This window comes from Pseudonocardia oceani (genome assembly GCF_019263585.2).
GTDB classification, from domain to species: Bacteria; Actinomycetota; Actinomycetes; order Mycobacteriales; family Pseudonocardiaceae; genus Pseudonocardia; species Pseudonocardia oceani.
Genome location: NZ_JADQDF010000001.1, coordinates 1,349,042 through 1,373,485, shown reverse-complemented (window position 1 = coordinate 1,373,485; position 24,444 = coordinate 1,349,042). Strand labels below are relative to the sequence as shown.

The 24,444-nt window shown below is 73.2% G+C and carries 27 protein-coding genes; 23 read left to right on the top strand and 4 right to left on the bottom strand.

What is annotated here, in order from left to right:
• Positions 1-52: 52 nt before the first annotated feature.
• The 11 genes from I4I82_RS06855 to I4I82_RS06805 all read left to right on the top strand — a co-directional run bounded on the left by I4I82_RS06855 (position 53) and on the right by I4I82_RS06805 (position 9,592).
• On the top strand, positions 53-190 hold the full coding sequence (locus tag I4I82_RS06855; protein WP_218595488.1) for a hypothetical protein: 138 nt from the start codon (positions 53-55) through the stop codon (positions 188-190).
• Positions 191-303: 113 nt separating this feature from the next.
• On the top strand, positions 304-636 hold the full coding sequence (locus I4I82_RS06850) for a hypothetical protein (protein WP_218589470.1): 333 nt from the start codon (positions 304-306) through the stop codon (positions 634-636).
• A 97-nt stretch (positions 637-733) separates the two neighbouring features.
• Positions 734-1,627, top strand: a complete 894-nt coding sequence (locus I4I82_RS06845; RefSeq protein ID WP_218595225.1) for an IS982 family transposase — start codon at positions 734-736, stop codon at positions 1,625-1,627.
• A gap of 106 nt (positions 1,628-1,733) precedes the next feature.
• A complete protein-coding gene (gene tig / locus I4I82_RS06840) occupies positions 1,734-3,227 on the top strand; it encodes a trigger factor (protein WP_218589471.1) in 1,494 nt (497 codons plus the stop codon).
• Between the two features lie 172 nt (positions 3,228-3,399).
• Positions 3,400-4,029: an ATP-dependent Clp protease proteolytic subunit gene (locus I4I82_RS06835; protein WP_218589472.1), complete on the top strand. Its 630-nt coding sequence runs from the start codon at positions 3,400-3,402 to the stop codon at positions 4,027-4,029.
• Entirely contained in the window at positions 4,026-4,670 is a 645-nt protein-coding gene (locus I4I82_RS06830) for an ATP-dependent Clp protease proteolytic subunit (RefSeq protein ID WP_218589473.1), read from the top strand. Before I4I82_RS06835 ends, I4I82_RS06830 begins: the two co-directional genes overlap by 4 nt.
• A gap of 189 nt (positions 4,671-4,859) precedes the next feature.
• The gene (gene clpX, locus I4I82_RS06825; protein WP_172159405.1) at positions 4,860-6,140 is read left to right on the top strand and encodes an ATP-dependent Clp protease ATP-binding subunit ClpX; all 1,281 of its coding nucleotides are present in this window, start codon (positions 4,860-4,862) and stop codon (positions 6,138-6,140) included.
• 138 nt (positions 6,141-6,278) lie between these two features.
• Positions 6,279-7,670 (top strand): OFA family MFS transporter, encoded by a 1,392-nt coding sequence (locus tag I4I82_RS06820; protein WP_218595487.1) that lies wholly within the window; start codon positions 6,279-6,281, stop codon positions 7,668-7,670.
• Entirely contained in the window at positions 7,667-7,807 is a 141-nt protein-coding gene (locus tag I4I82_RS06815) for an MFS transporter small subunit (protein ID WP_218594594.1), read from the top strand. Before I4I82_RS06820 ends, I4I82_RS06815 begins: the two co-directional genes overlap by 4 nt.
• Before the next feature lie 38 nt (positions 7,808-7,845).
• Positions 7,846-8,160 (top strand): DUF6457 domain-containing protein, encoded by a 315-nt coding sequence (locus I4I82_RS06810; protein ID WP_218594595.1) that lies wholly within the window; start codon positions 7,846-7,848, stop codon positions 8,158-8,160.
• 79 nt (positions 8,161-8,239) lie between these two features.
• Complete coding sequence (locus tag I4I82_RS06805) at positions 8,240-9,592, top strand: ISH6 family transposase (protein WP_443690139.1); 1,353 nt, start codon at positions 8,240-8,242, stop codon at positions 9,590-9,592.
• A gap of 30 nt (positions 9,593-9,622) precedes the next feature.
• On the opposite strand, the gene I4I82_RS06800 is transcribed toward I4I82_RS06805, so the two are convergent.
• Positions 9,623-10,045: a PPOX class F420-dependent oxidoreductase gene (locus I4I82_RS06800; RefSeq protein WP_218592636.1), complete on the bottom strand. Its 423-nt coding sequence runs from the start codon at positions 10,043-10,045 to the stop codon at positions 9,623-9,625.
• Between the two features lie 145 nt (positions 10,046-10,190).
• Between I4I82_RS06800 and I4I82_RS06795 the strand changes: the two genes are divergently transcribed.
• From I4I82_RS06795 to I4I82_RS06745, 11 genes are all read left to right on the top strand, one after another.
• Positions 10,191-10,928 (top strand): hypothetical protein, encoded by a 738-nt coding sequence (locus I4I82_RS06795; protein ID WP_218592637.1) that lies wholly within the window; start codon positions 10,191-10,193, stop codon positions 10,926-10,928.
• Positions 10,929-10,964: 36 nt separating this feature from the next.
• The gene (locus tag I4I82_RS06790; RefSeq protein ID WP_218595485.1) at positions 10,965-13,583 is read left to right on the top strand and encodes a valine--tRNA ligase; all 2,619 of its coding nucleotides are present in this window, start codon (positions 10,965-10,967) and stop codon (positions 13,581-13,583) included.
• Entirely contained in the window at positions 13,580-15,055 is a 1,476-nt protein-coding gene (locus I4I82_RS06785) for a bifunctional folylpolyglutamate synthase/dihydrofolate synthase (protein WP_218595484.1), read from the top strand. The genes I4I82_RS06790 and I4I82_RS06785 overlap by 4 nt, the downstream gene beginning before the upstream one ends.
• A complete protein-coding gene (locus I4I82_RS06780; protein WP_226369914.1) occupies positions 15,052-15,456 on the top strand; it encodes a DUF4233 domain-containing protein in 405 nt (134 codons plus the stop codon). The genes I4I82_RS06785 and I4I82_RS06780 overlap by 4 nt, the downstream gene beginning before the upstream one ends.
• A 35-nt stretch (positions 15,457-15,491) precedes the next feature.
• Positions 15,492-16,085 (top strand): DM13 domain-containing protein, encoded by a 594-nt coding sequence (locus I4I82_RS06775; protein WP_226369913.1) that lies wholly within the window; start codon positions 15,492-15,494, stop codon positions 16,083-16,085.
• Between the two features lie 68 nt (positions 16,086-16,153).
• Positions 16,154-16,564, top strand: a complete 411-nt coding sequence (gene ndk / locus I4I82_RS06770; RefSeq protein WP_172159431.1) for a nucleoside-diphosphate kinase — start codon at positions 16,154-16,156, stop codon at positions 16,562-16,564.
• Positions 16,549-17,061: a GNAT family N-acetyltransferase gene (locus tag I4I82_RS06765; protein WP_218595483.1), complete on the top strand. Its 513-nt coding sequence runs from the start codon at positions 16,549-16,551 to the stop codon at positions 17,059-17,061. The genes ndk and I4I82_RS06765 overlap by 16 nt, the downstream gene beginning before the upstream one ends.
• Before the next feature lie 43 nt (positions 17,062-17,104).
• Positions 17,105-18,028 carry an ABC transporter ATP-binding protein gene (locus tag I4I82_RS06760; RefSeq protein ID WP_218595482.1) on the top strand — a complete coding sequence of 308 codons (924 nt, stop codon included), beginning with the start codon at positions 17,105-17,107 and terminating at the stop codon, positions 18,026-18,028.
• Entirely contained in the window at positions 18,028-18,867 is an 840-nt protein-coding gene (locus tag I4I82_RS06755; protein ID WP_218592642.1) for an ABC transporter permease, read from the top strand. Before I4I82_RS06760 ends, I4I82_RS06755 begins: the two co-directional genes overlap by 1 nt.
• Positions 18,864-19,679, top strand: coding sequence for an ABC transporter permease (locus I4I82_RS06750; RefSeq protein ID WP_218595481.1), 816 nt, complete (start codon positions 18,864-18,866; stop codon positions 19,677-19,679). Before I4I82_RS06755 ends, I4I82_RS06750 begins: the two co-directional genes overlap by 4 nt.
• 75 nt (positions 19,680-19,754) lie before the next feature.
• Complete coding sequence (locus I4I82_RS06745) at positions 19,755-20,546, top strand: TspO-related membrane protein (RefSeq protein ID WP_218592644.1); 792 nt, start codon at positions 19,755-19,757, stop codon at positions 20,544-20,546.
• 16 nt (positions 20,547-20,562) lie between these two features.
• On the opposite strand, the gene I4I82_RS06740 is transcribed toward I4I82_RS06745, so the two are convergent.
• Positions 20,563-20,709 carry a hypothetical protein gene (locus tag I4I82_RS06740; RefSeq protein WP_218595480.1) on the bottom strand — a complete coding sequence of 49 codons (147 nt, stop codon included), beginning with the start codon at positions 20,707-20,709 and terminating at the stop codon, positions 20,563-20,565.
• Positions 20,710-21,325: 616 nt separating this feature from the next.
• Between I4I82_RS06740 and dapA the strand changes: the two genes are divergently transcribed.
• Positions 21,326-22,204 (top strand): 4-hydroxy-tetrahydrodipicolinate synthase, encoded by an 879-nt coding sequence (gene dapA / locus I4I82_RS06735; protein ID WP_218593371.1) that lies wholly within the window; start codon positions 21,326-21,328, stop codon positions 22,202-22,204.
• Here dapA and I4I82_RS06730 read toward each other — a convergent pair.
• Both I4I82_RS06730 and I4I82_RS06725 read right to left on the bottom strand, forming a co-directional pair.
• A complete protein-coding gene (locus I4I82_RS06730; protein ID WP_218595479.1) occupies positions 22,107-22,850 on the bottom strand; it encodes an alpha/beta fold hydrolase in 744 nt (247 codons plus the stop codon). The genes dapA and I4I82_RS06730 overlap by 98 nt on opposite strands.
• 46 nt (positions 22,851-22,896) lie before the next feature.
• A complete protein-coding gene (locus I4I82_RS06725; protein WP_218595478.1) occupies positions 22,897-24,441 on the bottom strand; it encodes an AfsR/SARP family transcriptional regulator in 1,545 nt (514 codons plus the stop codon).
• Positions 24,442-24,444 lie beyond the last annotated feature (3 nt).

The following is a 24,444-nucleotide window of genomic DNA, read 5'->3' as shown; positions in this document are numbered from 1 at the left end:
CCGCCCCGGACCCGGGCCGCGCGCGACGTCCCCCGACGGAAGAGGTACCGCGATGAGCTTCATCGACAAGGCCGAGCACAAGGCCGAGGGCAGGAAGGACCAGGTCTCGGGCAACGTCAAGCAGACCGGCGACTCCGTGAAGGACGCCGCATCGAACCCGGGCGACACGCTCAAGGGTGACGGGCGCTGAAGCGCTCCACGCCCCCGACGGACGGCCCACCCCTCGCGGGGTGCGCCGCCCGTCGTCGTTCCCGGGGCCTGTCGATCGGGACCGCCCGGCTGATCGCGGGCTACCGTGATCGCGTGCACCCGGCCGAGCGCGCCCCCGACCCGACCGCCGCCACCGCGCTCGCGGTCGCCGCGGCCGTGTCGGCCCATCCCGGCGTCGCCCGCCTCGACGGCGGACCGTGGGGGACGATCGCGTCGCACCTGCCCGGCCGCACCCGCGTCGACGGGGTACGCCTCGGTGCCGGCGCCGAGCCCGTTGAGATCGCCGTCGTGGCCCGCCTGGGCGTCCCGCTGCCGCAGCTGGCCGACGAGCTCGCCGTCGCCGTGCGCGGGGTCCTGGGCCCGGTGCCCGTCGACGTGACCTTCTCCGACGTGGTCGCCGCGGTCACCGCCGCCCCCAGGGCGTAGCGGCCGGGCGTCGGCCCCGGCGCCGGTTCACCTAGACGAGTAAGTCCTAACGGCGTGGCACCCACGAAGGTGGACGGAGGGTGTTGAAGGTCAGTGTGTGACGACCAACCTCAACACCCTCCTGACCGCACTTTACGTCAAGATCGATGACTATCTCGGGCGCCGCACCCGCACCGGGAGACCACCGAAACTCTCCGACGCCGAACTGCTCACCCTCGCCGTCGCCCAGGTCCTGCTCGGCGTGCGGTCCGAGGCCCGGTGGCTGCGGTTCGTGCCCACACACCTGCCCGGCGCGTTCCCCTACCTGCCCGGCCAGTCGGGCTACAACAAGCGTCTACGCGCGGCGTTGCCCCTGATCAAACAGCTGATCCGGGTACTGGCCACCGACACCGATCTATGGGCCGACCCGGTCTGGGTCGTGGACTCCACCCCGGTCGAGTGCGCCCGTTCCCGCCCCACGGTCAAGCGCTCCAACCTCGCCGGCTGGGCCGGCTACAGCTACTGCGCCTCGCACTCACGGTTCTTCTGGGGACTGCGCCTGCACCTGATCGCCACCCCGTCCGGGCTGCCTATCACCTGGGCCCTGGCCGACCCCAAGATCGACGAACGCCAGGTGCTCATTGCCGCACTGGACCACGACCACACTCTGACCGCCGACCGGCCCGGACTCACCATCATCGCCGACAAGGGCTACGTGTCCCGCGAACTCGACACCTACCTCGCCGAACGCGGTATTGCACTACTGCGACCGTCCTACCGCAACCGCACCCCGCATCCAGCCGAGCATCTGCTCAAACCCGTCCGCCAACTCGTCGAATCGATCTTCGACACCCTCAAAGGACAGCTCGACCTGGAACTACATGGCGGACGCACCATCGACGGGGTCGGCGCCCGGATCGGACAACGCCTCCTCGCCCTGACCGCCGCGATCTGGCACAACCGGGCCACCGGCCAACCGATCACCCGCTCCCTGACCGCCTACGACCACTGATCGCATTCGGACTTACTCGTCTAGACTCGGCGGACTGCCGTCGGCACGGGTCCCGTGCCCGTGCCCCGCCATGCGCCGTGTTCGCAGAATGAGGAGTGTCCCCACCGTGAAGAGCACCATCGAGCGGCTGAGCCCGACGCGGGTCCGGATCAATGTCGAGGTGCCGTTCGACGAGCTCAAGCCGGACTTCGACCGCGCCTACAAGAAGATCGCGCAGCAGGTCTCCGTCCCCGGCTTCCGCAAGGGCAAGGTGCCGGCGCGCATCATCGAGGCCCGCCTGGGCCGCGGGGTCGTCCTGGACGAGGTCGTCAACGCCGCCGTCCCGAACAAGTACACCGAGGCCGTCAGCGCGGCCGACGAGGTCAACCCGATCGGGCGCCCCGACATCGAGGTCACCGAGATCGCCGACGGGGAGCGCCTCGCGTTCACCGCCGAGGTCGACGTCCGCCCCGACCTGACGCTGCCCGACCTCTCCACGCTGGCCGTCACCGTCGACGACGTCGAGGTCACCGACGCCGACGTCGACGAGCAGCTCGAGAGCCTGCGCGCCCGCTTCGGCACGCTGACCGGCGTCGAGCGCGCCGCGGGCACCGACGACTTCGTGCTCGTCGACCTCTCCGCCACCGTCGGCGGCGAGCCCGTCGAGGAGGCCACCACCAGCGGCTTCTCCTACCAGGTGGGCCAGGGCGGCCTGATCGACGGCCTCGACGAGGCCGTACAGGGCATGTCGGCCGACGAGGAGAAGACCTTCACCACGAAGCTGGTCGCCGGCGAGCACGCGGACTCCGACGCCGAGGTCACCGTCAAGGTCACCGCGGTCAAGGAGCGCCAGCTCCCCGACGCCGACGACGAGTTCGCCCAGCTGGCGAGCGAGTTCGACACCCTCGACGAGCTCACCGCCGACCTGCGCGAACGCCTCGCGCGCGTCAAGCGGATGGAGCAGGTCACGCAGGCCCGCGACCGCATCCTCGAGGCCATCGTCGACGGCACCGAGGTGCCGCTGCCCGAGAGCATCGTCGCCGCCGAGGTCGAGTCGGTCACCCACGACGCGGTGCACGGCTTCGACCACGACGAGGAGCGCTTCGCGCAGGCGCTGGCGAGCGACGGCCGCACCCGTGAGGAGTTCGACACCGAGACGCGCGAGGAGGCCGAGAAGTCGGTCCGCACGCGCCTCGTGCTCGACGCGCTGGCCGACGCCGAGCAGGTGAGCGTCAACGACCAGGAGCTCACCGAGCGCATCGTCTACCAGGCCCAGCAGTACCGGATGCCGCCCGAGGAGTTCGTGCGCCGCATCCAGGAGGCCGGCCAGCTCGGCGCGATCTACGCCGACGTCCGCCGCACCAAGGCCCTCATCACCGCCGTCCGCGCGGCCACGGTCACCGACGCCTCGGGCGCCGAGGTCGACCTGTCCGACCTCCTCGGCGACGAGGGCGACGGCATCGAGGTCACCGAGGTCCCCGGCGAGGTCGTGGAGTCCGAGGACGCCGCCGCCGCCGAGGAGGCCGCCGCCGTCGAGGCGACGGACGACGAGGCCGCCGACGAGTCGGGCGACGCGCCCGCGGCCGAGGCCACCGAGGGCAAGGCGGCCGACGGTTCCTGAGCCGCGGACACGCCCAGAGCGAACAACCGGTCCGAACGCGGCGGGCGCGACGCCCGTCCGCGTAGGGTCGGCCCCGATGCACACGCGAGCTGACCAGCACCAGAAAGCAGAGGGTGAAGTGAGGACCCACGAAACCGGTTCGCGTACCGCGGACCGCCTCGACGGAGCGTCGATGCGACGGGGCGCGCCCTCGTCGCTGACGCTGTCGGACTCGGTCTACGAGCGGCTGCTCCAGCAGCGGATCATCGTCCTGGGCCAGCAGGTCGACGACGACATCGCCAACCGGATCGCCGCGCAGATGCTGCTGCTGTCCGCGGAGGACCCCGAGTCGGACATCCAGCTCTACATCAACTCGCCCGGCGGATCGGTGTCGGCGGGCATGGCCATCTTCGACACGATGGAGTTCGTGCCCTGCGACGTGGCCACGTTCGCGATGGGCCTGGCGGCGTCCATGGGGCAGTTCCTGCTCTCGGCCGGCGCCCGCGGCAAGCGCTACGCCCTGCCGCACGCGCGGATCATGATGCACCAGCCGTCCTCCGGCGTGGGTGGTCAGGAGTCCGACATCGTCATCCAGGCCGAGCAGTCGCGGCTGCTCAAGCGCGAGCTCGCCGAGCTGATCGCGCAGCACACCGGGCAGACGGTCGAGAAGGTCACCGCCGACTCGGAGCGCGACCGCTGGTTCCGCGCCCCGGAGGCGCTGGAGTACGGCTTCGTCGACCACGTCATCTCCCGCGCCGGGCAGCTGCCCGACGGCAACGAGAGCATCGGCAACGAGACCAACGGGAACGGGAGCGCGCAGTGACGTTCAACAGCGGGACTCAGTTCCACTCGCCGCAGTCGCGGTACGTGCTGCCGTCCTTCGTGGAGCGCACGAGCTACGGGGTCAAGGAGTCGAACCCGTACAACAAGCTGTTCGAGGAGCGCATCATCTTCCTCGGCGTGCAGATCGACGACGCGTCGGCCAACGACGTCATGGCGCAGCTGCTGTGCCTGGAGTCGGCCGACCCGGACCGCGAGATCAGCATGTACATCAACTCGCCCGGCGGCTCGTTCACGTCGCTGATGGCGATCTACGACACGATGCAGTTCATCCGCCCCGACATCCAGACGGTCTGCCTCGGGCAGGCCGCGTCGGCCGCGGCCGTGCTGCTCGCCGCGGGCACCCCGGGGCGTCGCCTCGCGGTGCAGAACGCGCGGGTCCTCATCCACCAGCCGGCCACCGAGGGCACCTACGGCCAGGTCTCGGACCTCGAGATCCAGGCCGCGGAGATCTCCCGGGTCCGCAAGCTGATGGAGGCCACGCTCGCCAAGCACACCGGCAAGAGCGAGGAGCAGGTCCGCCGCGACGTCGAGCGCGACAAGATCCTGACGGCCGTCGAGGCCAAGGAGTACGGGATCGTCGACGAGATCATCCAGAGCCGGAAGCTGTCCGCCGTCTCCTAGTCGGGCCGGCTGCACCACCCGGTCGGTGCGGGGCTCCTGACGCCCGGCACCGGCCGTCCGCCGACGCGCCCCAGGATCCGAGCACGCTGGTGCTCCCCCGGGGGCGGGTCGGGCGGGTACCGTCACGAGGGCCGCGCCTACCGGGTACGCCGGTTGGGGTCGCGCTGATGAGATTTGGGGTCTGCACTCATGGCACGCATCGGTGATGGTGGTGATCTGCTCAAGTGCTCGTTCTGCGGCAAGAGCCAGAAGCAGGTCAAGAAGCTGATCGCCGGACCTGGCGTCTACATCTGCGACGAGTGCATCGATCTCTGCAACGAGATCATCGAGGAAGAGCTGGCCGAGGCCGGTGAGGTCAAGCTCGACGAGCTGCCCAAGCCCGCCGAGATCCACGACTTCCTCGACCAGTACGTCGTCGGCCAGAGCCGGACCAAGCGGACGCTCTCGGTGGCGGTCTACAACCACTACAAGCGCATCCAGGCCGGCGACAAGGCGCGCGGGGCCGACGGCGACGGCGTGGAGCTGTCGAAGTCCAACATCCTCATGCTCGGCCCGACCGGCTGCGGCAAGACCTACCTCGCGCAGACGCTGGCGAAGCTGCTCAACGTGCCGTTCGCGATCGCCGACGCCACCGCCCTCACCGAGGCCGGGTACGTCGGAGAGGACGTCGAGAACATCCTCCTGAAGCTCATCCAGGCGGCCGACTACGACGTCAAGCGCGCCGAGACCGGCATCATCTACATCGACGAGGTCGACAAGATCGCCCGCAAGAGCGAGAACCCGTCGATCACCCGCGACGTGTCCGGCGAGGGTGTGCAGCAGGCGCTGCTGAAGATCCTCGAGGGCACCACGGCGAGCGTGCCGCCGCAGGGCGGGCGCAAGCACCCGCACCAGGAGTTCATCCAGATCGACACGACGAACGTGCTGTTCATCGTGGCCGGGGCCTTCGCGGGCCTCGAGAAGATCATCGGCGACCGGGTCGGCCGGCGCGGGCTGGGCTTCGGTGCGGAGATCCGCTCGAAGAACGACCTCGACGCGGCCGAGAGCTTCGGCGACACCATGCCCGAGGACCTCATCAAGTTCGGCCTCATCCCCGAGTTCATCGGCCGCCTGCCGGTCGTCGCCTCGGTGACGTCGCTCGACAAGGAGGCCCTGGTCAAGATCCTGACCGAGCCCCGCAACGCGCTGGTCAAGCAGTACTGCAAGCTGTTCGAGATGGACGGCGTGGAGCTCGAGTTCACCGAGGGCGCGCTGGAGGCGGTGGCCGACCAGGCCATCCTGCGCGGCACCGGGGCCCGTGGGCTGCGCGCGATCATGGAGGAGGTCCTGCTCCCCGTGATGTACGACATCCCGAGCCGTGACGACGTCGCCAAGGTCGTCGTCACCGAGCAGACGGTCCGCAGCAACGTGAACCCGACGATCGTGCCCCGCACCCCGGCCCGCCGGGAGCGGCGGGAGCGCTCCGCGTAGCAGTCCGATCACGCACCGAACGCCGGTCCCGGATCCCGGGGCCGGCGTTCGGCGTGTCCCCGGCCTGCGGTTGCGGGGCCCCGGGACCGCACCTAGTTTCGGCCCGACCCGGTACGCCGGCCGTGGAAGGGCGAGACGATGGCAGCAGGCTTCCTGCAACGTGAGCGGATCGTGGCGCCCCCGGGCTGGAGCCGGTGGCTGATACCCCCGGCCGCCCTCTCGATCCACCTGGCGATCGGGCAGGCGTACGCGTGGAGCGTGTTCAAGACGCCGCTGGCCGACACGATCCTGGCCGGCAACCCGAGCGCGGGCGTGCTCAGCGCCCTGCCGTTCACGCTCGGCATCATCATGCTGGGCCTGTCGGCGGCGCTGTTCGGCACGAAGGTCGACGCCAACGGCCCGCGCTGGGCGATGGTCGTCGCCACCTCGTGCTTCGTCGCCGGGTTCCTCATCTCCGCGGCCGGCATGTACCTCGGCCAGTACTGGCTCGTGATCGTCGGCTACGGGTTCGTCGGCGGCATCGGGCTGGGCGTCGGCTACATCTCGCCGGTGTCGACGCTGATCAAGTGGTTCCCCGACCGGCCCGGCCTGTCCACCGGCATCGCGATCATGGGCTTCGGCGGCGGTGCGCTCATCGCCACCCCGCTGACGACGTCGCTGCTCGGGGCCTTCGGCGGCTCCGGCGACGGCGCCCAGGCCGCCGGCATCGGGCAGACCTTCCTCGTCATGGGCCTGATCTACGCGGTCTTCATGTCGGTGGGCTGGCTGCTCATCCGCGTGCCCGCACCCGACTGGAAGCCCGAGGGCTGGCAGCCCGACCGGCAGAGGACCGGCTCGCTGATCAGCACCGCGAACGTGTCGGCGGCCAACGCGATCAAGACGCCGCAGTTCTGGCTGCTGTGGGTCGTCCTGTGCTTCAACGTCACCGCCGGCATCGGCATCCTGGAGCGGGCCTCGCCGATCTTCCAGGACTTCTTCCAGGACTCCAGCCCCGCCGAGACCATCGCGGCCTCGGCCGCCGGGTTCGTCGCGATCCTGTCGCTGGCCAACGCGCTGGGCCGGATCCTGTGGTCCTCGCTGTCGGACGTCCTGGGCCGCAAGAACATGTACCGGATCTACCTCGGCGTCGGCGCGCTGCTCTACCTGCTCATCACGCTGACGACGAACTCCAACCGCGCGGTCTTCCTCATCAGCGCGCTGTTCATCCTGTCCTTCTACGGCGCCGGCTTCGCCACCGTGCCCGCCTACCTGCGCGACCTGTTCGGCACCTACCAGGTCGGCGCCATCCACGGCCGCCTGCTCACGGCGTGGTCGACGGCGGGAGTGCTCGGGCCGGTGATCGTCAACGCCATCGCCGACGCGCAGATCGCCGCGGGCGTCGAGGGGCCGGGGCGCTACACGATGGCGTTCTCGATCATGATCGGGCTGCTGGTCGTCGCCTTCGTCTGCAACGAGCTGATCCGGCCGGTGAACGAGAAGTACCACGAGACCGAGACCACGGACTCCGCGACCGCGGGAGCGCAGGCATGAGCACACTCGGCACCACCGGGAACCGCACCCCGGTCTACTACGTCCTGCTCGTCCTGGCCTGGCTGTGGGTCGTCGTGCCCTTCGGCTACGGCCTCTACCAGCTGATCGTCAAGATCCCGGCGCTGTTCGCCGGTTGACCCGGCAGGGCTGCGGCATCGCGGCTAACGTCGGAGGCGTGAGTGGAAGCGCAGATGCCAAAGCCCTGTCCGAGTGGGTCACCGCGGTGTCGCGGGAGCTGGGCCTGGAGGACGCCGTCGAGTCGGAGGGCACCGTCGACATGGTGCTCGACCTGACCTCCGACGTCGCCCACGGGGTCAGCCGTCCCGGGGCCCCCGTGACCGCGTTCCTGATCGGCGTGGCCGCGGGCCGCGCCGACGACCCGGCGGTCGCCGCGCGCGACTACGCCGGGAAGATCAGCAAGCTGGCCGAGGGCTGGGGCGCCGACACCGAGCGCGCCGAGCCGGCCAACGACCAGGAGCAGCGCGGCTGAGGAGTCGGTAGCGTCCGGCAGCGTTGAACTTTCGGGATCTTGCGGTGGAGGGTGGTGCCCTTCGTCGTGAGGAACTGCCATGGCTGTGGCTAGTGTCGTGCTCAGTGCTGAGCTGCCGGAGCTCGATGGATCTCTGAGGTGGTCTCAGCTCGAGGCATGGGCGGTGGCGATGCGTGACGAGGTGCCCGCCGTGGTCCTGGCTGCCGCTCTGGAGCAGGCGCAGGACCGGTTGATCGACCGGGTCTGCGGGCCTCGTTGGCTCCCGGTGCGTGACCTTCCGGCGCCGTTCGCGTGCCCGGGGTGCGGGGTGATGCAGGACTTCGCGCGCAAGGGCAGACGATCACGCCCACGACGGATCGATATCGCGGTCGGAGTCGTGCGCCTGCATTTGGCGAACGTGGGCTGTCGGGCCTGCGGCCGGGTCTTCGCACCGTTGCTGCTGATGCTGGACCTGTCCGGCCGCCGCCGCACCGACCGGCTCGCGGTGGACCTGGCCGAGCTGGCCAGCCAGATGTCCTTCGCCCGCGCCGCGCAGGTCGCCCGATCGTTCGGAGCGCCGGCCTCGACCGGACGCGCTCATCACGCAGTGGCCGACGTGGCACCGCTACTGGACGGGATCGGTGCGGCCGAGCTGATCGACAGCGGGGCCTCAGCCGCGGTGGTCATCCTGGACGGCACCGGGATGCGCGCCGGGCCGCGGCGGTTGGGGATCGCCTGCAACATCGCGCTGGGGCTGACCGCGCGCAGCGGGCCCCGGCGACGCCGTCGCGCCCACACCGTCCTGCTCGGTGTCACCATCGATCAGCCCTGGGCGGCGATGGGTGAGCAGCTGGCCGCGCTGGACGCCCCGGTCATCGTCGTGGTCGACGGGGAGCCGGCGATCACGCGGCTGGCCGAGACCACCTGGCCCGACACCCCTATCCAGCGCTGCTGGTGGCACCTGCCCCGAGCGCTGCGGTGGGCGCTCTACGCCGACAAGGCCCCGCATCCCTGGGCGAACGCCAAGCGGGCCGAGCTGGCCGAGTTGCTGCGCCGCACCGCCCGCGAGCACCGCACCCACAGCCAAGCCCTGCACTCCTACGACACGTTCAGCGCCTCGATCACCGGCGCGCACCACCACGCGGCGACCGAGTTGCTCCTGGGCGCCCGCGACCAGGTCTTCACCTGTCTGTTGCCCGAGGTCCGAAGGGACCTCGCCTGGCTCGGCGGCCCCGAGCTGGGCAGCGGTGTGCTGGAACGGGTCATGCGCGAACTCAACGCCCGCACCGACATCGGCGGAAGCCGATGGTCGATCAACGGGCTACGCGACCTCGTCACCGTCCAACTCGCACGGATGACAGACCACCCGGCCTGGCGGACACTGCGGCAGAACACCCATCCGTTCAGCACCATCAGCTACAAGATCAGCACACCGAAGTTCAACGCTTGCTGACGCTACCGAGGAGTCAGGGCGGCTGGGGGATCAGGCCGTCATGTCCAGCTCGGCGATGACCTTCGTGGGGCGCAGCCGGACGAGGAGCTCCCCGGGCACGCCGTTGCGCCGTCCGAACTCCTCGGCCCGGTCGGCACCCATGTAGCGGCCGCCGATCTCGGTGGCCGAGCGGATCAGCTCGTCCGGGTCCTCCGACGTCTCCGCGACGCCCTGGACCTGGACGAAGCCGAACGGCGGCACCTCGGAGTCGACGCAGATGACCAGCCGCGGGTCGCGCGCGATCGCCCGGCCCTTGGCGGTGGTGCTCCCGGTGTTGAACAGCAGGTCGTCGCCGTCGACGACGAACCAGATCGGCGCCACCAGCGGGCGGCCGTCGGCGGCGACGAAGCCCAGCTTGCCCGTCCGAGTGCCGGACGAGAGGAACGCGCGGATCTCGGGGGTCAGTGCGGTCATGGGGCGAGCGTAGGCCCGCGCCCGGCGCGCCCCGCCGGTGGTGACGGCCGGTGGTGACGATCCGTCGCGGAGCCGTCGCACGGCGCGCGCACCGGGCCTTCGGATCGTTAGGATCGGCACCGGGTCGGCGAGGGGAGAACGGGCGATGCGGACGGTCTGCGGCACGGCGCGGCGGGTGCAGGTGCTCGTCGGGGCCTGGCGTCCCGCCGTCGTCCCGGTGGCGGCGGTGCGCCCGCTCGCGGCGGGGCGCAACCCGCTGCTGTCCGAGCGCCTCGGCGACCAGCGCCACGGCGGTGTCCGGCTCGACCAGGTCGACGGCACCACCTGCGGCAGCGCGGTGCTCGTGGCCCTCGCGGCCTGGGCCGATCCGGCCGAGGTGCGCCGCCTCGACGGTCCCGGCGACGACGCAGCGGGCGGCCGCGCCGCGGTCGGGGCGCCGGTGGCCGCGCCCGCCACCGCGCCGGTGCTGTTCGGCTCCCGCTACGACGCCCGGCAGAAGCAGGTCCACCGCGAGTCCACGCGGTTCTGGCCGCAGGCGCTGGGCACCTCGCCGTGGGGGATGGTCGCGTGGCTGCGGCGCCACCTGCCGGCGGCGGGGCCCTACCGGGTCCGGCTCGTCGACGACGTCGCCGCCCGTGACGTCGCCGACGTCGTCGCCGACGTGGAGTCGGCGCTGCGGTCGGGGCGCCCGGTACCGCTGCTGGTGGGGGCCCTGGTGCCGCGCCATTACGTCATGGCGGTGGGCCTGCAGGAGGGCGCGTGGAAGGTCTACGAGCCCACGAGCGGCCAGATCCGCGCGGTCGACCCGTCGCTGGTCGGGCGCCGCACGCTCGGGGCGCTGCTCGGTTTCGACCGCCTGCACGCGGCGCTGCTGCCCTCCTGAGCAAGCCGTTCGACGGCGGCTCGTAGACTTGGTGGGGTGACCGACACCCTCCCTCCGCGCACGGCCGACCTCCCTGCCCAGTGGAACCCGGGCGAGGTAGAGGCGGGCATGTACCAGGGCTGGGTCGACGCCGGGTACTTCACCGCCGACGCCACGAGCGACAAGCCGCCGTTCTGCATCGTCATCCCCCCGCCCAACGTCACCGGCAGCCTGCACATCGGGCACGCCTTCGAGCACACGCTCATCGACGTCCTGGTCCGCCGCCGCCGCATGCAGGGCTACGAGGCGCTGTGGCTGCCCGGCATGGACCACGCGTCGATCGCGGTGCACGCGCTCGTCGAGAAGGCGCTCGCCGCCGAGGGCACGAGCCGTCGCGAGCTCGGGCGCGAGGCGTTCATCGAGCGCACCTGGGAGTGGAAGGCCGAGCACGGCGGCGCGATCCTCGCCCAGATGCGGCGCCTGGGCGACAGCGTCGACTGGACCCGCGAGCGCTTCACCATGGACGACCGCAGCAACCGCGCCGTCCGCACCATCTTCAAGCGCCTGTTCGACGAGGGCCTGATCTACCGCGCGGAGCGGCTGGTCAACTGGTCTCCGGAGATGCGCAGCGTGCTCTCCGACGTCGAGGTCGAGCACCGCGAGGTCGAGGGCGAGCTCGTCTCCATGCGCTACGGCGACGGCGAGGGTGCGATCGTCGTCGCCACCACCCGGGTCGAGACGATGCTGGGCGACACGGCCATCGCCGTGCACCCCGACGACGAGCGCTACGCCCACCTCGTCGGCACCGAGGTCGAGCTCCCGCTGGTCGGGCGCATGATCCGGATCGTGGCCGACGAGCACGTCGACCCGGAGTTCGGCACCGGCGCGGTCAAGGTGACGCCGGCGCACGACCCCAACGACTTCGAGATCGGCCGCCGCCACGACCTGCCGATGCCGACGATCATGGACGAGTCCGGCCGGATCAGCGGCACCGGCACCGAGTTCGACGGCATGGACCGCTTCGAGGCGCGGGTGAAGGTCCGCGAGGCGCTCGCCGCACAGGGCCGGATCGTCGCCGAGAAGCGGCCCTACCTGCACAGCGTCGGGCACTCCAGCCGGGGCAACAAGGAGCCCATCGAGCCGCGCCTGTCGCTGCAGTGGTGGGTCAAGGTCGGGCCGCTGGCGCAGGTGGCGGGTGACGCCGTCCGCGACGGGTCGGTCGCGGTGCACCCGAAGGAGATGGAGCCGCGCTGGTTCGCGTGGGTCGACAACATGCACGACTGGTGCATCTCCCGGCAGCTGTGGTGGGGCCACCGGATCCCGGTCTGGTACGGCCCCGAGGGCGAGGTCGTCTGCCTGGGTCCCGACGAGGAGCCGCCCGCGGGCTGGACCCAGGACGAGGACGTCCTCGACACCTGGTTCTCCTCGGGCCTGTGGCCGTTCTCCACGCTGGGCTGGCCGGAGCAGACCCCGGACCTGGAGAAGTTCTACCCGACGTCCGTGCTGGTCACGGGCTACGACATCCTCTTCTTCTGGGTCGCCCGGATGATGATGATGGGCCACTACGCGATGGGCGAGCGGCCCTTCGACACCATCGCGCTGCACGGCATGGTGCGCGACCAGTTCGGCAAGAAGATGTCGAAGTCGGCGGGCAACACGGTCGACCCGCTGCAGTGGATGGACGCCTACGGCACCGACGCGCTGCGGTTCGCGCTCGCCCGCGGCGCCAACCCCGGCACCGACATGCCGATCGGCGACGACGCCGTGCTCGCCGCGCGCAGCTTCGGCACGAAGCTGTGGAACGCCACGCGCCTCGCGCTGAGCCACCAGGCCTCGCCCGCCCTGCCGCTCCCGGCCGGGCCCACCGACGCCGACGCCTGGATCCTCGGGCGCCTGTCGCAGGTGCGCGAGCAGGTCGACGCGCTGCTGGAGGACTACCAGTTCGCCAAGGCCACCGAGGCGCTGTACCACTTCACGTGGACCGAGTTCTGCTCCTGGTACCTGGAGCTGGCCAAGCCCCAGCTCGCCGACGAGGCCACCGCCGACGGCACGCGCGCCGTGCTCGGCCACGTCCTCGACGCCCTGGTGCGGCTGCTGCACCCCGTCATGCCCTTCATCACCGAGGCGCTGTGGCAGGGGCTGCACGGTGACGGCAGCTCCGTCGTCGTCGCGGAGTGGCCGACGGAGGCCGGGCGCCCGGTGGACGCCGCCGCCACCGAGCGGATCCTGGCGCTGCAGAAGCTGGTCACCGAGGTGCGCCGGTTCCGCACCGAGCAGCGCGTCCCCGACAGCCGCCGCGTCGCCGCCCGCCTGGTCGGGCTCGACGAGGCCGGCCTCGGCGGGCACCGCGCGGCCATCGCCTCGCTGGTCCGGCTCGACGCGCCGGGCGACGACTTCGCCGCCACGGCGACGCTGGAGGTCGCGCTGGGCGGGACGTCGGTCCACGTCGAGCTCGACACCTCGGGCGCGATCGACGTCGCCGCCGAGCGCGCCCGGCTGGGCCGCGACCTCGCCGCCGCGCAGAAGGAGCTCGACGCCGCCGACAAGAAGCTCGGCAACCCGAAGTTCGTCGGGGGTGCCCCTTCGAGCGTCGTCGAGGGCATCCGCGCGCGGCGGGCCACGGCCGTCGCCGACATCGAGCGGGTCACCGCGCGCCTGGCCGCGCTCCCGTCATGACGGGTCCCGAGGGTGACGGGGCGATCCCCGAGCCCGAGGACGCCGTCATCTCCCACGTCCTCGACGCGATCCGCGGCGGCGACTCGCCCGACGTCGTCCCGCCGACGTCGACGGTCGCGAGCTTCGCGGAGTTCCTGGCCGTCGAGGCCGAGCTCGACCGGCGCTGGCCCGAGACGGTCATGGAGCCCTCGACCGAGCGCATCGCGGCGCTGGTCGACGTGCTGGGGGAGCCGCACCGCGGCTACCCCGTCGTGCACCTGACCGGCACCAACGGCAAGACCTCCACGGCCCGGATGGTCGACGCGCTGCTCACCGAGATCGGCCTGCGCACCGGCCGCTACACCAGCCCGCACCTGCAGCGGGCCACCGAGCGCATCAACATCGACAACCGGCCGATCACGCCCGAGCGCTACGTCGGCGTCTACCGCGACGTCGAGCCGTTCCTCGACATCATCGACGGGAAGGTCGGCCGGCTGAGCAAGTTCGAGGTCCTCACCGCGATGGGCTTCTCGGCCTTCGCCGACGCGCCCGTCGAGGCCGGGATCGTCGAGGTCGGGCTGGGCGGGCGCTGGGACGCCACCAACGTCGCCGACGCGACGGTCGCGGTCATCACTCCCATCGGGCTGGACCACACTGACCACCTCGGTCCCGACATCCTCGACATCGCCCGCGAGAAGGCCGGGATCATCAAGCCCGGCTCGGTCGCGGTGCTCGCCACCCAGGCTGGTCACGACAAGAGTGGGGACGTGGCGGCGGTGCTGCTGGAGCGCTGCGTCGAGGTCGACGCCCAGGTCGCGCGCGAGGGTGCGGAGTTCGGCGTGGCCGAGCGGGAGATCGCCGTGGGCGGGCAGCGGATCGCGCTGCGTGGCCTGTCCGGCATGTACGACGACATCTTCCTGCCGCTGCACGGCGAGCACCAGGCGTCGAACGCGGCGCTGGCGCTGGCCGCGGCGGAGGCGCTGATCGGCGCCGGGCCCAAGCAGCCCCTCGACCCCGACGCCGTGCGCGCCGCGTTCGCCGGCGTCAGCTCGCCCGGGCGCCTGGAGCGGGTCGCGGCCGGGCAGGGCGTGCCGACGGTCCTCGTCGACGCCTGCCACAACCCGCACGGCGCCCGCGCGCTGGCCGCCGCGCTCACCACCGAGTTCCGGTTCACCCGGCTCGTCGGCGTGCTCGGCGTCATGCGCGACAAGGACGTCCGCGGCATCCTCACCGAGCTCGAGCCCGTGCTGCACGAGGTCGTCGTCACGTCGAACTCGTCGCCGCGCGCGATGGACGCCGACGAGCTCGGCGCACTGGCCACCGAGGTGTTCGGGACCGACCGCGTCAGCGTCGAGCCGGTGCTGCGCGCCGCGATCGAGCAGGCGGGGGAGCTGGCCGAGGAGGCCGGGGAGTCCGGCGTCGGCGTCGTCGTCACCGGGTCGGTCGTCACGGCGGGGGAGACGCGCACGATCTTCGGCAAGGAGCCGTCGTGACGGCTCCCGACCCGTCGGCGCCCCCGGCCCCGCCGGACCCGATGAAGGGCATCCGCGGGGTCTTCGCGGCCACGCTGGTCCTCGAGTCGATCGTGGTCCTGCTCGCGCTGCTGGTGCTGCCCAAGTTCGGCACCGGCGCCACCGCGCCCGCCGTCACCGCCATCGCGGCGGTGGCGCTGGGCATGATCGTCGCGGCCGGGCTGCAGCGGCGGCCGTGGGGCCTCGGGCTGGCGCTGGCCCTGCAGGTCGCGGTGCTGCTGTGCGGGTTCCTGGTGCCGGCGCTGGCGATCGTCGGGGTGGTGTTCGTGCTGGTCTGGGCGGGTCTGCTGTTCCTGCGCCGCGACGTGGCCCTGCGGATGGAGCGCGGCGAGCTGCCGAGCCAGCAGGTGCGCGAACCGTAAGGAGCACCGGCGGCCGGGAGCGGCAGGATCGGCTCGTGACCCTCCTGCGCCGCCCCGTCGTGCCGACCGGGCTCGTCGTCGCCGCCGTCCTCGTCGCCGCCGTCCTCGTCGTCGCCGTCCTCGTCATCGTCATCGTCGTCGCCCTGTCGGTGTTCCAGCCCTGGAAGCTGTTCGTCGACCGCACGGTGGACGAGGCGCTGCCCATGGCTGTGGCCCCGGCCGCCGCCCCGGTCGGCTCCGTACCCGCCGCCGCGCCCGTCGCCCCGTCCGGGCCCGTGGAGCTCGCGCGCGGGGAGCTGATCAGCCACGAGCACGCGAGCAGCGGCGCGGTGGTGCTCCTGGAGCTGTCCGACGGCTCGCGCGTGCTGCGGCTGGAGGACCTCGAGACCAGCGACGGCCCGCAGCTCGAGGTGTGGCTGACCGACGCCCCGGTGATCGAGGGCCGGGCGGGCTGGCACGTCTTCGACGACGGCGCGCACGTGGAGCTCGGCGAACTCAGGGGCAACATCGGCAGCTCGAACTACCCCGTCCCGGCGGACGCCGACCTCGACGACCTCACCAGCGTCAGCATCTGGTGCGACCGGTTCGACGTCTCGTTCGCCGCGGCGGAGCTGCGTCCGGTCGCCTGAACCGCGGCACCCCCGCCGGGGTGACGGCGGTGCGGCCGGCCGCGGAGCCCCTCGCTACCCTCCTCCGCGTGACTGAACGCACCCTGGTCCTCGTCAAGCCCGACGGCGTGGAGCGCAAGCTCGTCGGCGAGGTCCTCGCCCGCATCGAGCGCAAGGGCCTGCACCTCGTGGCCCTCGAGCTCCGCACCGTCGACCGCGAGACGGCCTCCCAGCACTACGCCGAGCACGACGGCAAGCCCTTCTTCGAGTCGCTCCTGGAGTTCATCACCTCCGGTCCGGTGCTCTCGGCCGTGGTCGAGGGGCCCCGCGCGATCGCCGCGTGGCGCCAGCTCGCCGGCGGCACCGACCCCGTCGAGAAGGCCACGCCCGGCACCATCCGCGGCGACTTCGGCCTGGAGACCCAGTTCAACCTGGTCCACGGCTCCGACTCGCCCGAGTCCGCCGCCCGGGAGATCAAGCTCTGGTGGCCGAACCTCTGATCCGCGCGCGGTCCGGGCCGCCGCCGGTGGAGCAGCTGCACCGGCTGTGGCTGGCCGTGAGCCGGGCGGGCGGGGCCGTGAACTTCCTGCCCGACTCCCCGGAGTCCGAGGTCCGTGCGGCCGCGGAGGCGGCCGTCGACGAGCTCCGGTCCGGCGAGCTGGCCCTGCTCACCCTCGACGACGGGCCGGCGCTGCTCGGCACCGTCTTCCTGCGCCCGGGCACCGGCCCGCGCACCGGCCACCGGGCCGACGTCGTGCGGCTGATGGTCGATCCCGCCTCCCAGGGGCGCGGCTGGGGCGCGGCCCTGCTCGACGCGGCCGCCGCGCACGCCCGCACGCTCGGCCTGCGGCAGCTGCGCCTCTCGGCCCGCGGCGGTACCGCGCTCCCCGCGTTCTACGCCGCTCGCGGCTGGACCGAGGTCGGCCTCTTCCCCGACGCGCTGCAGCTGCACTCCGGGGAGTTCCGCGACGAGCACTGGTTCCAGCTCGCGCTCTAGCACGTCCGGGGCGGCTGTCGGGGGTGGCGGTTACCGTGCCCGCATGGGGGACGGACCGGTCCAGGCCCGCGGCCTGAGCAAGCGCTTCGGGGAGTTCGAGGCGGTGGGCGGCATCGACGTCGACGTCGCTCCGGGGGAGGTCTTCGGCTTCCTCGGACCCAATGGCGCCGGCAAGTCGTCGACGATGCGGATGGTGGCGTGCGTGTCGCCGCGCACCGGCGGCACGCTGCAGGTCCTGGGGATGGACCCCGACGTCGACGGTCCGCGGATCCGGGCCCGCATCGGCGTCGTGCCGCAGCTCGACAACCTCGACGCCGAGCTCACGGTGCGCCAGAACCTGCAGGTGTACGGGCGCTACTTCGGACTGTCGAAGCGGCACGTGCGCGACAAGGCCGTCGAGCTGATGGAGTTCGCCCGGCTCGCCGACCGTGCCGACGACGCCGTCGAGCCGCTGTCGGGCGGCATGAAGCGGCGGCTGACGATCGCGCGCGCCCTGGTCAACGACCCCGAGCTGCTGCTGCTCGACGAGCCCACCACCGGGCTCGACCCGCAGGCCCGGCACCTGCTGTGGGAGCGGCTGTACCGCCTCAAGCGCGAGGGCGTCACCCAGATCATCACCACGCACTACATGGACGAGGCCGAGCAGCTGTGCGACCGGCTCGTCGTCATGGACGGCGGGGTGATCGCGGCGGAGGGCTCGCCCGCCGAGCTGATCGAGCGCCACGCCACCCGCGAGGTGCTGGAGCTGCGGTTCGCCCCGGAGGACCGGCCCCCGGCCGACGCGTTCGCGCGCGTGGCCGACCGCGTGGAGGAGCTGCCCGACCGGCTGCTGCTCTACACGGTCGACGGCGAGCGCACGCAGGCCGAGGTCGCCGCCGCCGGGCACCACCCGCTCTCCGCGCTGGTGCGCCGGGCGTCACTGGAGGACGTGTTCCTGCGGCTCACCGGACGGACGCTGGTCGACTGATGGCCGCCGTCCCCGCGGGCGTCGTCGCCCCGCGCTCCACCGGCCGCGTCCCGTCCTGGACGCGCGGCGTGCTCATCGTCGCCGAGGGCTTCTGGACCTGGTACCGGCGCAACTGGCGGGCCACCGCCGTGTCGTCGGTGCTGCAGCCCCTGCTGTTCCTGCTCGCGTTCGGGGTGGGGTTCGGCTCGCTCGTCGCCGGTAGCGGGCAGGCCGCGCAGGCCACCGGCGGCGCCCCCTACCTCGTGTGGCTGGCGCCCGCGCTGCTCGCGGTGTCGGCCGTGCAGAGCGCCGCGTTCGAGTCGACCTACCCGGTGCTCTCGGCGTTCAAGTGGCAGCGGGTCTACCACGCGATGGCGGCGGGGCCGATCACCCCGGCGCAGATCGCGCTCGGGCACCTGTCCTGGACCGTCGCGAAGATGGCCGGGTCCGGCGCGGTGTACGTCGCGGTCATCGCCGTGTTCGGCGGCGTCACCGGGCCGGCGATCGTGCTGTCGCTGCTGGCGGCCGTGCTCACCGGCGCGGCCGTGGCGTCGCTGGTGATGGCGTTCTCGGCCACCGTCGAGAACGAGGGCGGCCCGTTCAACGCCCTGTTCCGGTTCGTCGTCATCCCGATGACGCTGTTCTCGGGCACGTTCTTCCCCGTCGACCGGCTCCCGGAGTGGATCCGCCCGCTCACCTGGGTCTCCCCGCTCTGGCACGGCACCGAGCTCGCCCGCGACGCCGCGCTCGGCGTGTGGCGCCCGCTCGCGGTGCTCGGGCACACGGCGGTGCTGGCCGGGCTGCTCGCCGTGGGTACCGTGCTGGTCACGCGGCTCTACCGCCGGAGGCTGACGCGATGACCGCGGCGGGGCTCGGCGGGATAGCCCGCCTCATGCCGGGCACCAACTACGCCGGCCGGCCCGGCGTGCTGCTGGAGCGCTCGGCGATCGTGTCGCGGCGGGGCTGGCTGGCGTTCGTGTCCGGATTCTTCGAGCCGGTGTTCTACCTCGTCGCGATGGGGCAGGGGCTCGGCTCGCTGGTCGGTACGCTGCCCGGCCCCGACGGCAGCCCGATCAGCTACGCGGCGTTCATCGCGCCCGGGCTGCTCGCGGCGTCGGCGATGAACGGGGCGGTGTTCGACTCCACCTACAACGTCTTCTTCAAGCTCAAGTACGCCAAGCTCTACGACGCGATGCTGGCCACGCCGCTCGGGCCGGTCGACATCGCCCTGGGCGAGATCGGCTGGGCGCTGATCCGCGGCGGCCTCTACGCCCTGGGCTTCCTGTCGGTCATGGCCGGGTTCGGGCTGCTGGTCTCGCCGTGGGCGCTGCTGGCGCTGCCCGCCGCGCTGGTGGTGGCGTTCGCGTTCGCCGCGGTGGGGATGGCGGCCACGTCGTTCATGCGGTCGTGGCAGGACTTCGACCTGGTCACGCTCGCGATCCTGCCGATGTTCCTGTTCTCCACCACCTTCTACCCGCTCTCGGTCTACCCGCCGGTGCTGCAGACCGTGGTGCAGTGCCTGCCGCTCTACCACGCCGTCGAGCTGATGCGCGGGCTCACGACCGGGGCGGTGCACGTCGGGATGCTCGGCAACCTGGCCTACTTCGCGGTGATGATCGTCCTCGGGGTCGCGGTCGCGGCCCGGCGGCTCGACGCGCTGCTGCTGCGGTAGCGCGACGCGCCGGGCGCTGCGCCCGTCGGGCGACTCGGGTGGCCGGTGCCGCCGGATCGGGGAGATGATGGCGCCATGACCGTCACGTCCCGGCGCTCCGCCACCAGCGACCTCGTCCGGAGCTCCACCGTGGCGGTGCTCGCGGTCGTGCAGATCGTGGTGTCGGCCCTCGGGGGCAGCGGGACGGTCGGCGAGTCGGTCGGCGTCGTCGCCCGCGACTACGCCACGCCGCTGCTCGCCGCCGGCTGGGCCTTCTCCATCTGGGGCCTGATCTACCTGGGGTTCCTCGCCTACGCGGGCTACCAGCTCCTCCCGTCGCAGCGCGGCCGCGAGATCCACCGCACCACCGGCTGGTGGCTCGTCGCGTCGGCCGTGCTCAATCCCGCGTGGATCCTCGCGTTCGGGGCGCGCTGGGTGCCGGTCGCCGAGCTGCTCATCATCGCGCTGCTGGTCTGCCTGGCCGTCGTGTTCGGCCGGCTCAGCCGCGAGCCCGCCTCGGGCGTGCTCGAGCGGGTGGTCTTCCGCGGCTCGATCGCGCTCTACACCGGGTGGGTCTCGCTGGCCACGGTGCTCGGCACCGCGTCCACCGGCGTGTGGGCGGGCCTCCCGGGCAGCGGCGCGCTGGCCACCATCGCCGCCGTCGTCGTCCTGCTGGCGGCGGCCGCGATCCTCATGTGGGTCGTGCTCTCGGGCACGGCCGTCGTCGGCTACGCGGCCGCGTCCGTGTGGGCGCTGTCCGGGATCGCGCTGAACGACCCGCCCGCCGCCGTCGCCGCCACCGGGCTCGTCGCGATCATCGCGGTGCTCGGCGCCACCGCCCGCCGCATCACCACCGCGGGCAACCCGGTGCGCGCGGCCTTCGGCTGATCGGTCGGCCCGGCCGTCAGCCCGGAAGTTCCACGCGCCGCAGCACCCCGTCCTGCTCGTCGACGAGCCCGCCCTCCACGGTGACGGGCTCGTCGAGGCGGCGGTCCTGCGCCACCACCGCCACCGCGCCCGCGTCGTCGACCACCACCACGGTCCCGACCACCCCCGTCCGCCGAGTTCGCCGACCGCGCCCGGCGAGTTCGCCGTTCCCGCCCGGCACGAGCACGGCCAGGACCACCGCCGCCAGCCCGGCGAGGCCCGTGACCCACGCCCCGCCCGCCGTGCTCCACAGTCACGCCACCAGCCCGACGCCGGCCGCGGCCCCCCCCCCCGGCGGCACCGGCCGCGGCGGCACCGGTCCCCGCCCCGGCGAGCCCGGTCCGCGCGACGGCCGCCAGCGCCGTCGCCACCACGGTGACCAGCACGAGGGCCACCAGCAGCACCGCCACCGGCGCGCCGACGACCTCCCACCCGGACCGGGCGTCGGGCGGGAGGGGAAGCGGCAGGTCGTCGGTCAGCAGCACCGGGGGCGGACCGCCGGCGTGCCACCACGGCAGGAGCAGCGCCGCCGCGGAGCCCGCGGTCAGGACCGTGGCCGCGACGACACGCGCCACGGGTCCGGTCGTCGATCCGGCGCGCCCCGCCGAAGCCCCTCCCGGCCGGGGAGGACCGGCGCCGCGACGGTAGCCGCCCGCGCACCGGTCGCGGGTCACGATCGTGTGACCGCGCGGGCGCCGAGGAGGTAGCGTCCCGGTCCGACGGAGCGCGGAGGAGAGTCCATGATCACCGGAAGTCTGGTCGCCCTGGTCACCCCGATGCGGGAGGACGGTGCGGTCGACCACGAGTCGCTCGCGAAGGTCGTCGACCGTGCGGTCGAGGCGGGCACCGCGGCCATCGTGTCGGTCGGCACGACGGGGGAGTCGGCCACGCTCGACGTCGCCGAGCACACCGACGTCATCCGCCGCACGATCGAGGTCGCCGCCGGGCGGGTGCCGGTCATCGCGGGCACCGGCGCGAACTCCACGGCCGAGGCGATCCACCTCACCGCCGCCGCGAAGGCCGCGGGCGCCGACGCCGCCCTGCTCGTCACGCCGTACTACAACAAGCCCCCGCAGGAGGGGCTGTACCGGCACTTCAAGGCCGTCGCCGAGGCCGTCGACCTCCCGCAGATCCTCTACAACGTCCCCGGCCGCACGGCCTGCGACATGCTGCCCTCCACCGTCGAGCGGCTCGCCGCCGTGCCGAACATCGTCGGGCTCAAGGAGGCGCTGGGCGACCTCGACCGGGTCCGCGACCTCGTCGCGCTCGACCTGCCCGACTTCGCCCTCTACTCCGGCGACGACGCCACGGCCCGCGCGAGCATCCTGGCGGGCTTCCACGGCGACATCTCGGTCACCGCGAACGTCGCGCCCGAGGCGATGGCGCGGATGTGCGCTGCCGCGCTCGCGGGCGAGGCCGAGCTCGCCGCCCAGATCGACGCCGACCTCGCCGGCCTGCACCGCTCGCTGTTCGCCGAGCCCAACCCGATCCCGGTGAAGTGGGCGCTGGCCGAGCTCGGGCTCATCCCGCCGGGCATCCGGTTGCCGCTGGTGCCGCTCGACCCGGTGCACCACGAGGACGTGCGGGCGGCGCTGCGGTCGGCGGGCCTGCTGAGCTGACGCTTCCGCGCGGCTCGCACACAGGTTCCGGGGCCCGCACACAGGGCCGGAGGTGTGTGCGAGCCCCCGGAGGTGTGTGCGAGCCGGGTGGCTCCCGGTCGTCCTGCGCGGTGCGGCCGTCCGAGCCGATCCGGCGGAACGCCGCCACCATCCCCTCGACGGGGTCGGCCGCGGGCGGGCGCAGGAAGTCGGGCACCCGCGTCCAGTGGACCTTGCCGGTGCGCCCGTCGCCGGGCCGCCCCATGATCGACACGAGCGAGCGGGTCAGGTGCGGGTGCCGGATCGCGACCTCCTGCGCCACCATCGACCCCAACGACGCCCCGACGACGTGCGGGTCGACGTGCGCGACGAGGCCCGCGGCGTCGTCGGCCATGTCCCCGAGCGTGTAGACCGGCGTGGCGCGGCGGCGCAGGAACTGCCACGCGCTGATGCCGGGGCCGCCCACGTGCGTCGAGCGGCCGACGTCGCGGTTGTCGAAGCGGACGACGTGGAACCCGCGCCCGGCGAGGTCGGCGCAGAAGTCGTCGCGCCACCGGTCCATCGACAGGTTGAGGCCCATGACCAGCAGGACGGTGGGGTGGGCGGGGTCGCCGAGGGACTCGTAGCAGAGCTCGACGTCCCCGACCCGCACGAATCGCTCGTTCATCGCCCGGCGTTCGGCGCCGCACCCGTGCCGGTTCGCGGGAGCGCGCTCAGGTCCGCAGCAGCGCCGGGTTGTCGTACCGCCCGGCCCGCGCCCGCTGCTCGCCGGAGGCGTCCGGGTCGCCGAGCCGGGCCCGGTGGCGGGCGGCGCGGACGGCGAACTCGCCGAGCCCGGTCCGGTCGGCGCGCTCGGCCAGCAACCGGGACTCCGCGAGCGCCGCGGGCCCGTCGAACGACGCCGTGACCGCGCACAGCGTGTCGCGCACGTGCAGCTCGATCCAGCAGCAGATGTCGGCGTCGGCGACGAGCGTCTCGCAGACGGTCCGCAGCGCCGCCGCCGCGCCCGCGGGGTCGCCCCGGCGGGCCCGCGCCGACGCCACCCCGCGCGCGTTGAGCGCGATCCAGCAGGCGTCGTCGAGGACCTCGGCCAGCGTGCGGGCGTCGGCGAACACCACCTCGGCCTCCGCGGGCCGGCCCGCGCGCAGCAGCACCTCGCCGTGGAGGAACTCCACCCACGGGCGCAGCGCGGTCCAGCCGAGCTCGCCGACCAGGGCCCGCGCGCGGCGGACGTCCTGCTCGGCGAGCTCGTCCTCGTCGCGCTGCAGCCGGGCCCGCCCGCGCATGGCGAGCGCGGCGGCCGCGGCGCGGGGCCGGTCGGCGACCTCGGCCAGCGCGACGGCGCGGTCGAGCTCGCGCACCGCGCCGCCCGAGGCGAGCGTGTCGACCAGCGCGAACCCGCGGCCGCAGGCCACGCCGGCCTCCTGCTCCGGGCGGCCCTCCGCGGCGGCCGCGGCCCGTGCGAACTGGGCCAGTGCACCCGCCTGGTCGCCGGTGGCGGTGGCGACGAACCCCAGCTCGCGCCGCGCGAGCACGGCGACGTCGGCCAGCCCGTGGCGGGTGGCCAGGCGGTCGGCCTCCCGCAGCGCCGCGGCCGCGCCGGGGTCGGTGCTCGCCACGGCGTGCACGATCCCGTGCCCGTAGTGGGCGAGCGCCTCGGCGAGCACGGCGTCGTCGCCCAGGACCCGGGCCCGCCGCACGGCCCCGGCGAGGATCGCGGCGCCGTCGCGGGGCGCGCCCGCGTCCATCACCTGCTCGCCGACCCGCACGAGGTCGCGGACCGCTCCCCGCCCGGCGGGGGAGCAGGTCCGCGTGCGCTGCGCCCGCTGCAGGCGGGCGCCGGCCGCCGCGAGGTCGAGCCGGCGGCCGTGCAGCCACGCCGAGAACTCCGCCACGTCGGGCTCGGCGCCCTCCAGCAGCGGTAGCGCGGCCTCCGACACCGGCCACCCGACGGGGGCGCGCCCGGCGAGCACGTCGAGCACGTCGACGTGCACGCCGTCGGCCAGCTCCCAGGTCAGGGGGTCGCCGCCGACCGTCACCGCGTCGCCGACGGTGCGCCGCGCCTGGCTCAGCGTCCAGCGCAGCGCGGCCTGCGGATCTGCGGCGTCGGGGAACAGCAGGTCGATCACGCGGCTGCGCGGCACCGGGCCGGTGGAGCACAGCAGCAGCGCGACCAGCGCCCACGGCTTGCGGCCGCGCCCGGGCACGGGCGCGGCCCCCGGGAGGTGGGGCGGGCCCAGCAGACGCACGACGGTCATGAC

Coding starts and splice junctions, on each gene's coding strand:
- I4I82_RS06820 (WP_218595487.1), top strand. CDS start 6,279: ATGGCAGCAGGCTTCCTGCAACGTGAGCGGATCGTGGCGCCCCCGGGC.
- I4I82_RS06805 (WP_443690139.1), top strand. CDS start 8,240: ATGGCTGTGGCTAGTGTCGTGCTCAGTGCTGAGCTGCCGGAGCTCGAT.
- I4I82_RS06855 (WP_218595488.1), top strand. CDS start 53: ATGAGCTTCATCGACAAGGCCGAGCACAAGGCCGAGGGCAGGAAGGAC.
- clpX (WP_172159405.1), top strand. CDS start 4,860: ATGGCACGCATCGGTGATGGTGGTGATCTGCTCAAGTGCTCGTTCTGC.
- I4I82_RS06750 (WP_218595481.1), top strand. CDS start 18,864: ATGACCGCGGCGGGGCTCGGCGGGATAGCCCGCCTCATGCCGGGCACC.
- I4I82_RS06725 (WP_218595478.1), bottom strand. CDS start 24,441: ATGACCGTCGTGCGTCTGCTGGGCCCGCCCCACCTCCCGGGGGCCGCG.
- I4I82_RS06785 (WP_218595484.1), top strand. CDS start 13,580: ATGACGGGTCCCGAGGGTGACGGGGCGATCCCCGAGCCCGAGGACGCC.
- I4I82_RS06835 (WP_218589472.1), top strand. CDS start 3,400: ATGCGACGGGGCGCGCCCTCGTCGCTGACGCTGTCGGACTCGGTCTAC.
- I4I82_RS06815 (WP_218594594.1), top strand. CDS start 7,667: ATGAGCACACTCGGCACCACCGGGAACCGCACCCCGGTCTACTACGTC.
- I4I82_RS06800 (WP_218592636.1), bottom strand. CDS start 10,045: ATGACCGCACTGACCCCCGAGATCCGCGCGTTCCTCTCGTCCGGCACT.
- I4I82_RS06755 (WP_218592642.1), top strand. CDS start 18,028: ATGGCCGCCGTCCCCGCGGGCGTCGTCGCCCCGCGCTCCACCGGCCGC.
- I4I82_RS06760 (WP_218595482.1), top strand. CDS start 17,105: ATGGGGGACGGACCGGTCCAGGCCCGCGGCCTGAGCAAGCGCTTCGGG.
- I4I82_RS06745 (WP_218592644.1), top strand. CDS start 19,755: ATGACCGTCACGTCCCGGCGCTCCGCCACCAGCGACCTCGTCCGGAGC.
- I4I82_RS06730 (WP_218595479.1), bottom strand. CDS start 22,850: ATGAACGAGCGATTCGTGCGGGTCGGGGACGTCGAGCTCTGCTACGAG.
- I4I82_RS06795 (WP_218592637.1), top strand. CDS start 10,191: ATGCGGACGGTCTGCGGCACGGCGCGGCGGGTGCAGGTGCTCGTCGGG.
- dapA (WP_218593371.1), top strand. CDS start 21,326: ATGATCACCGGAAGTCTGGTCGCCCTGGTCACCCCGATGCGGGAGGAC.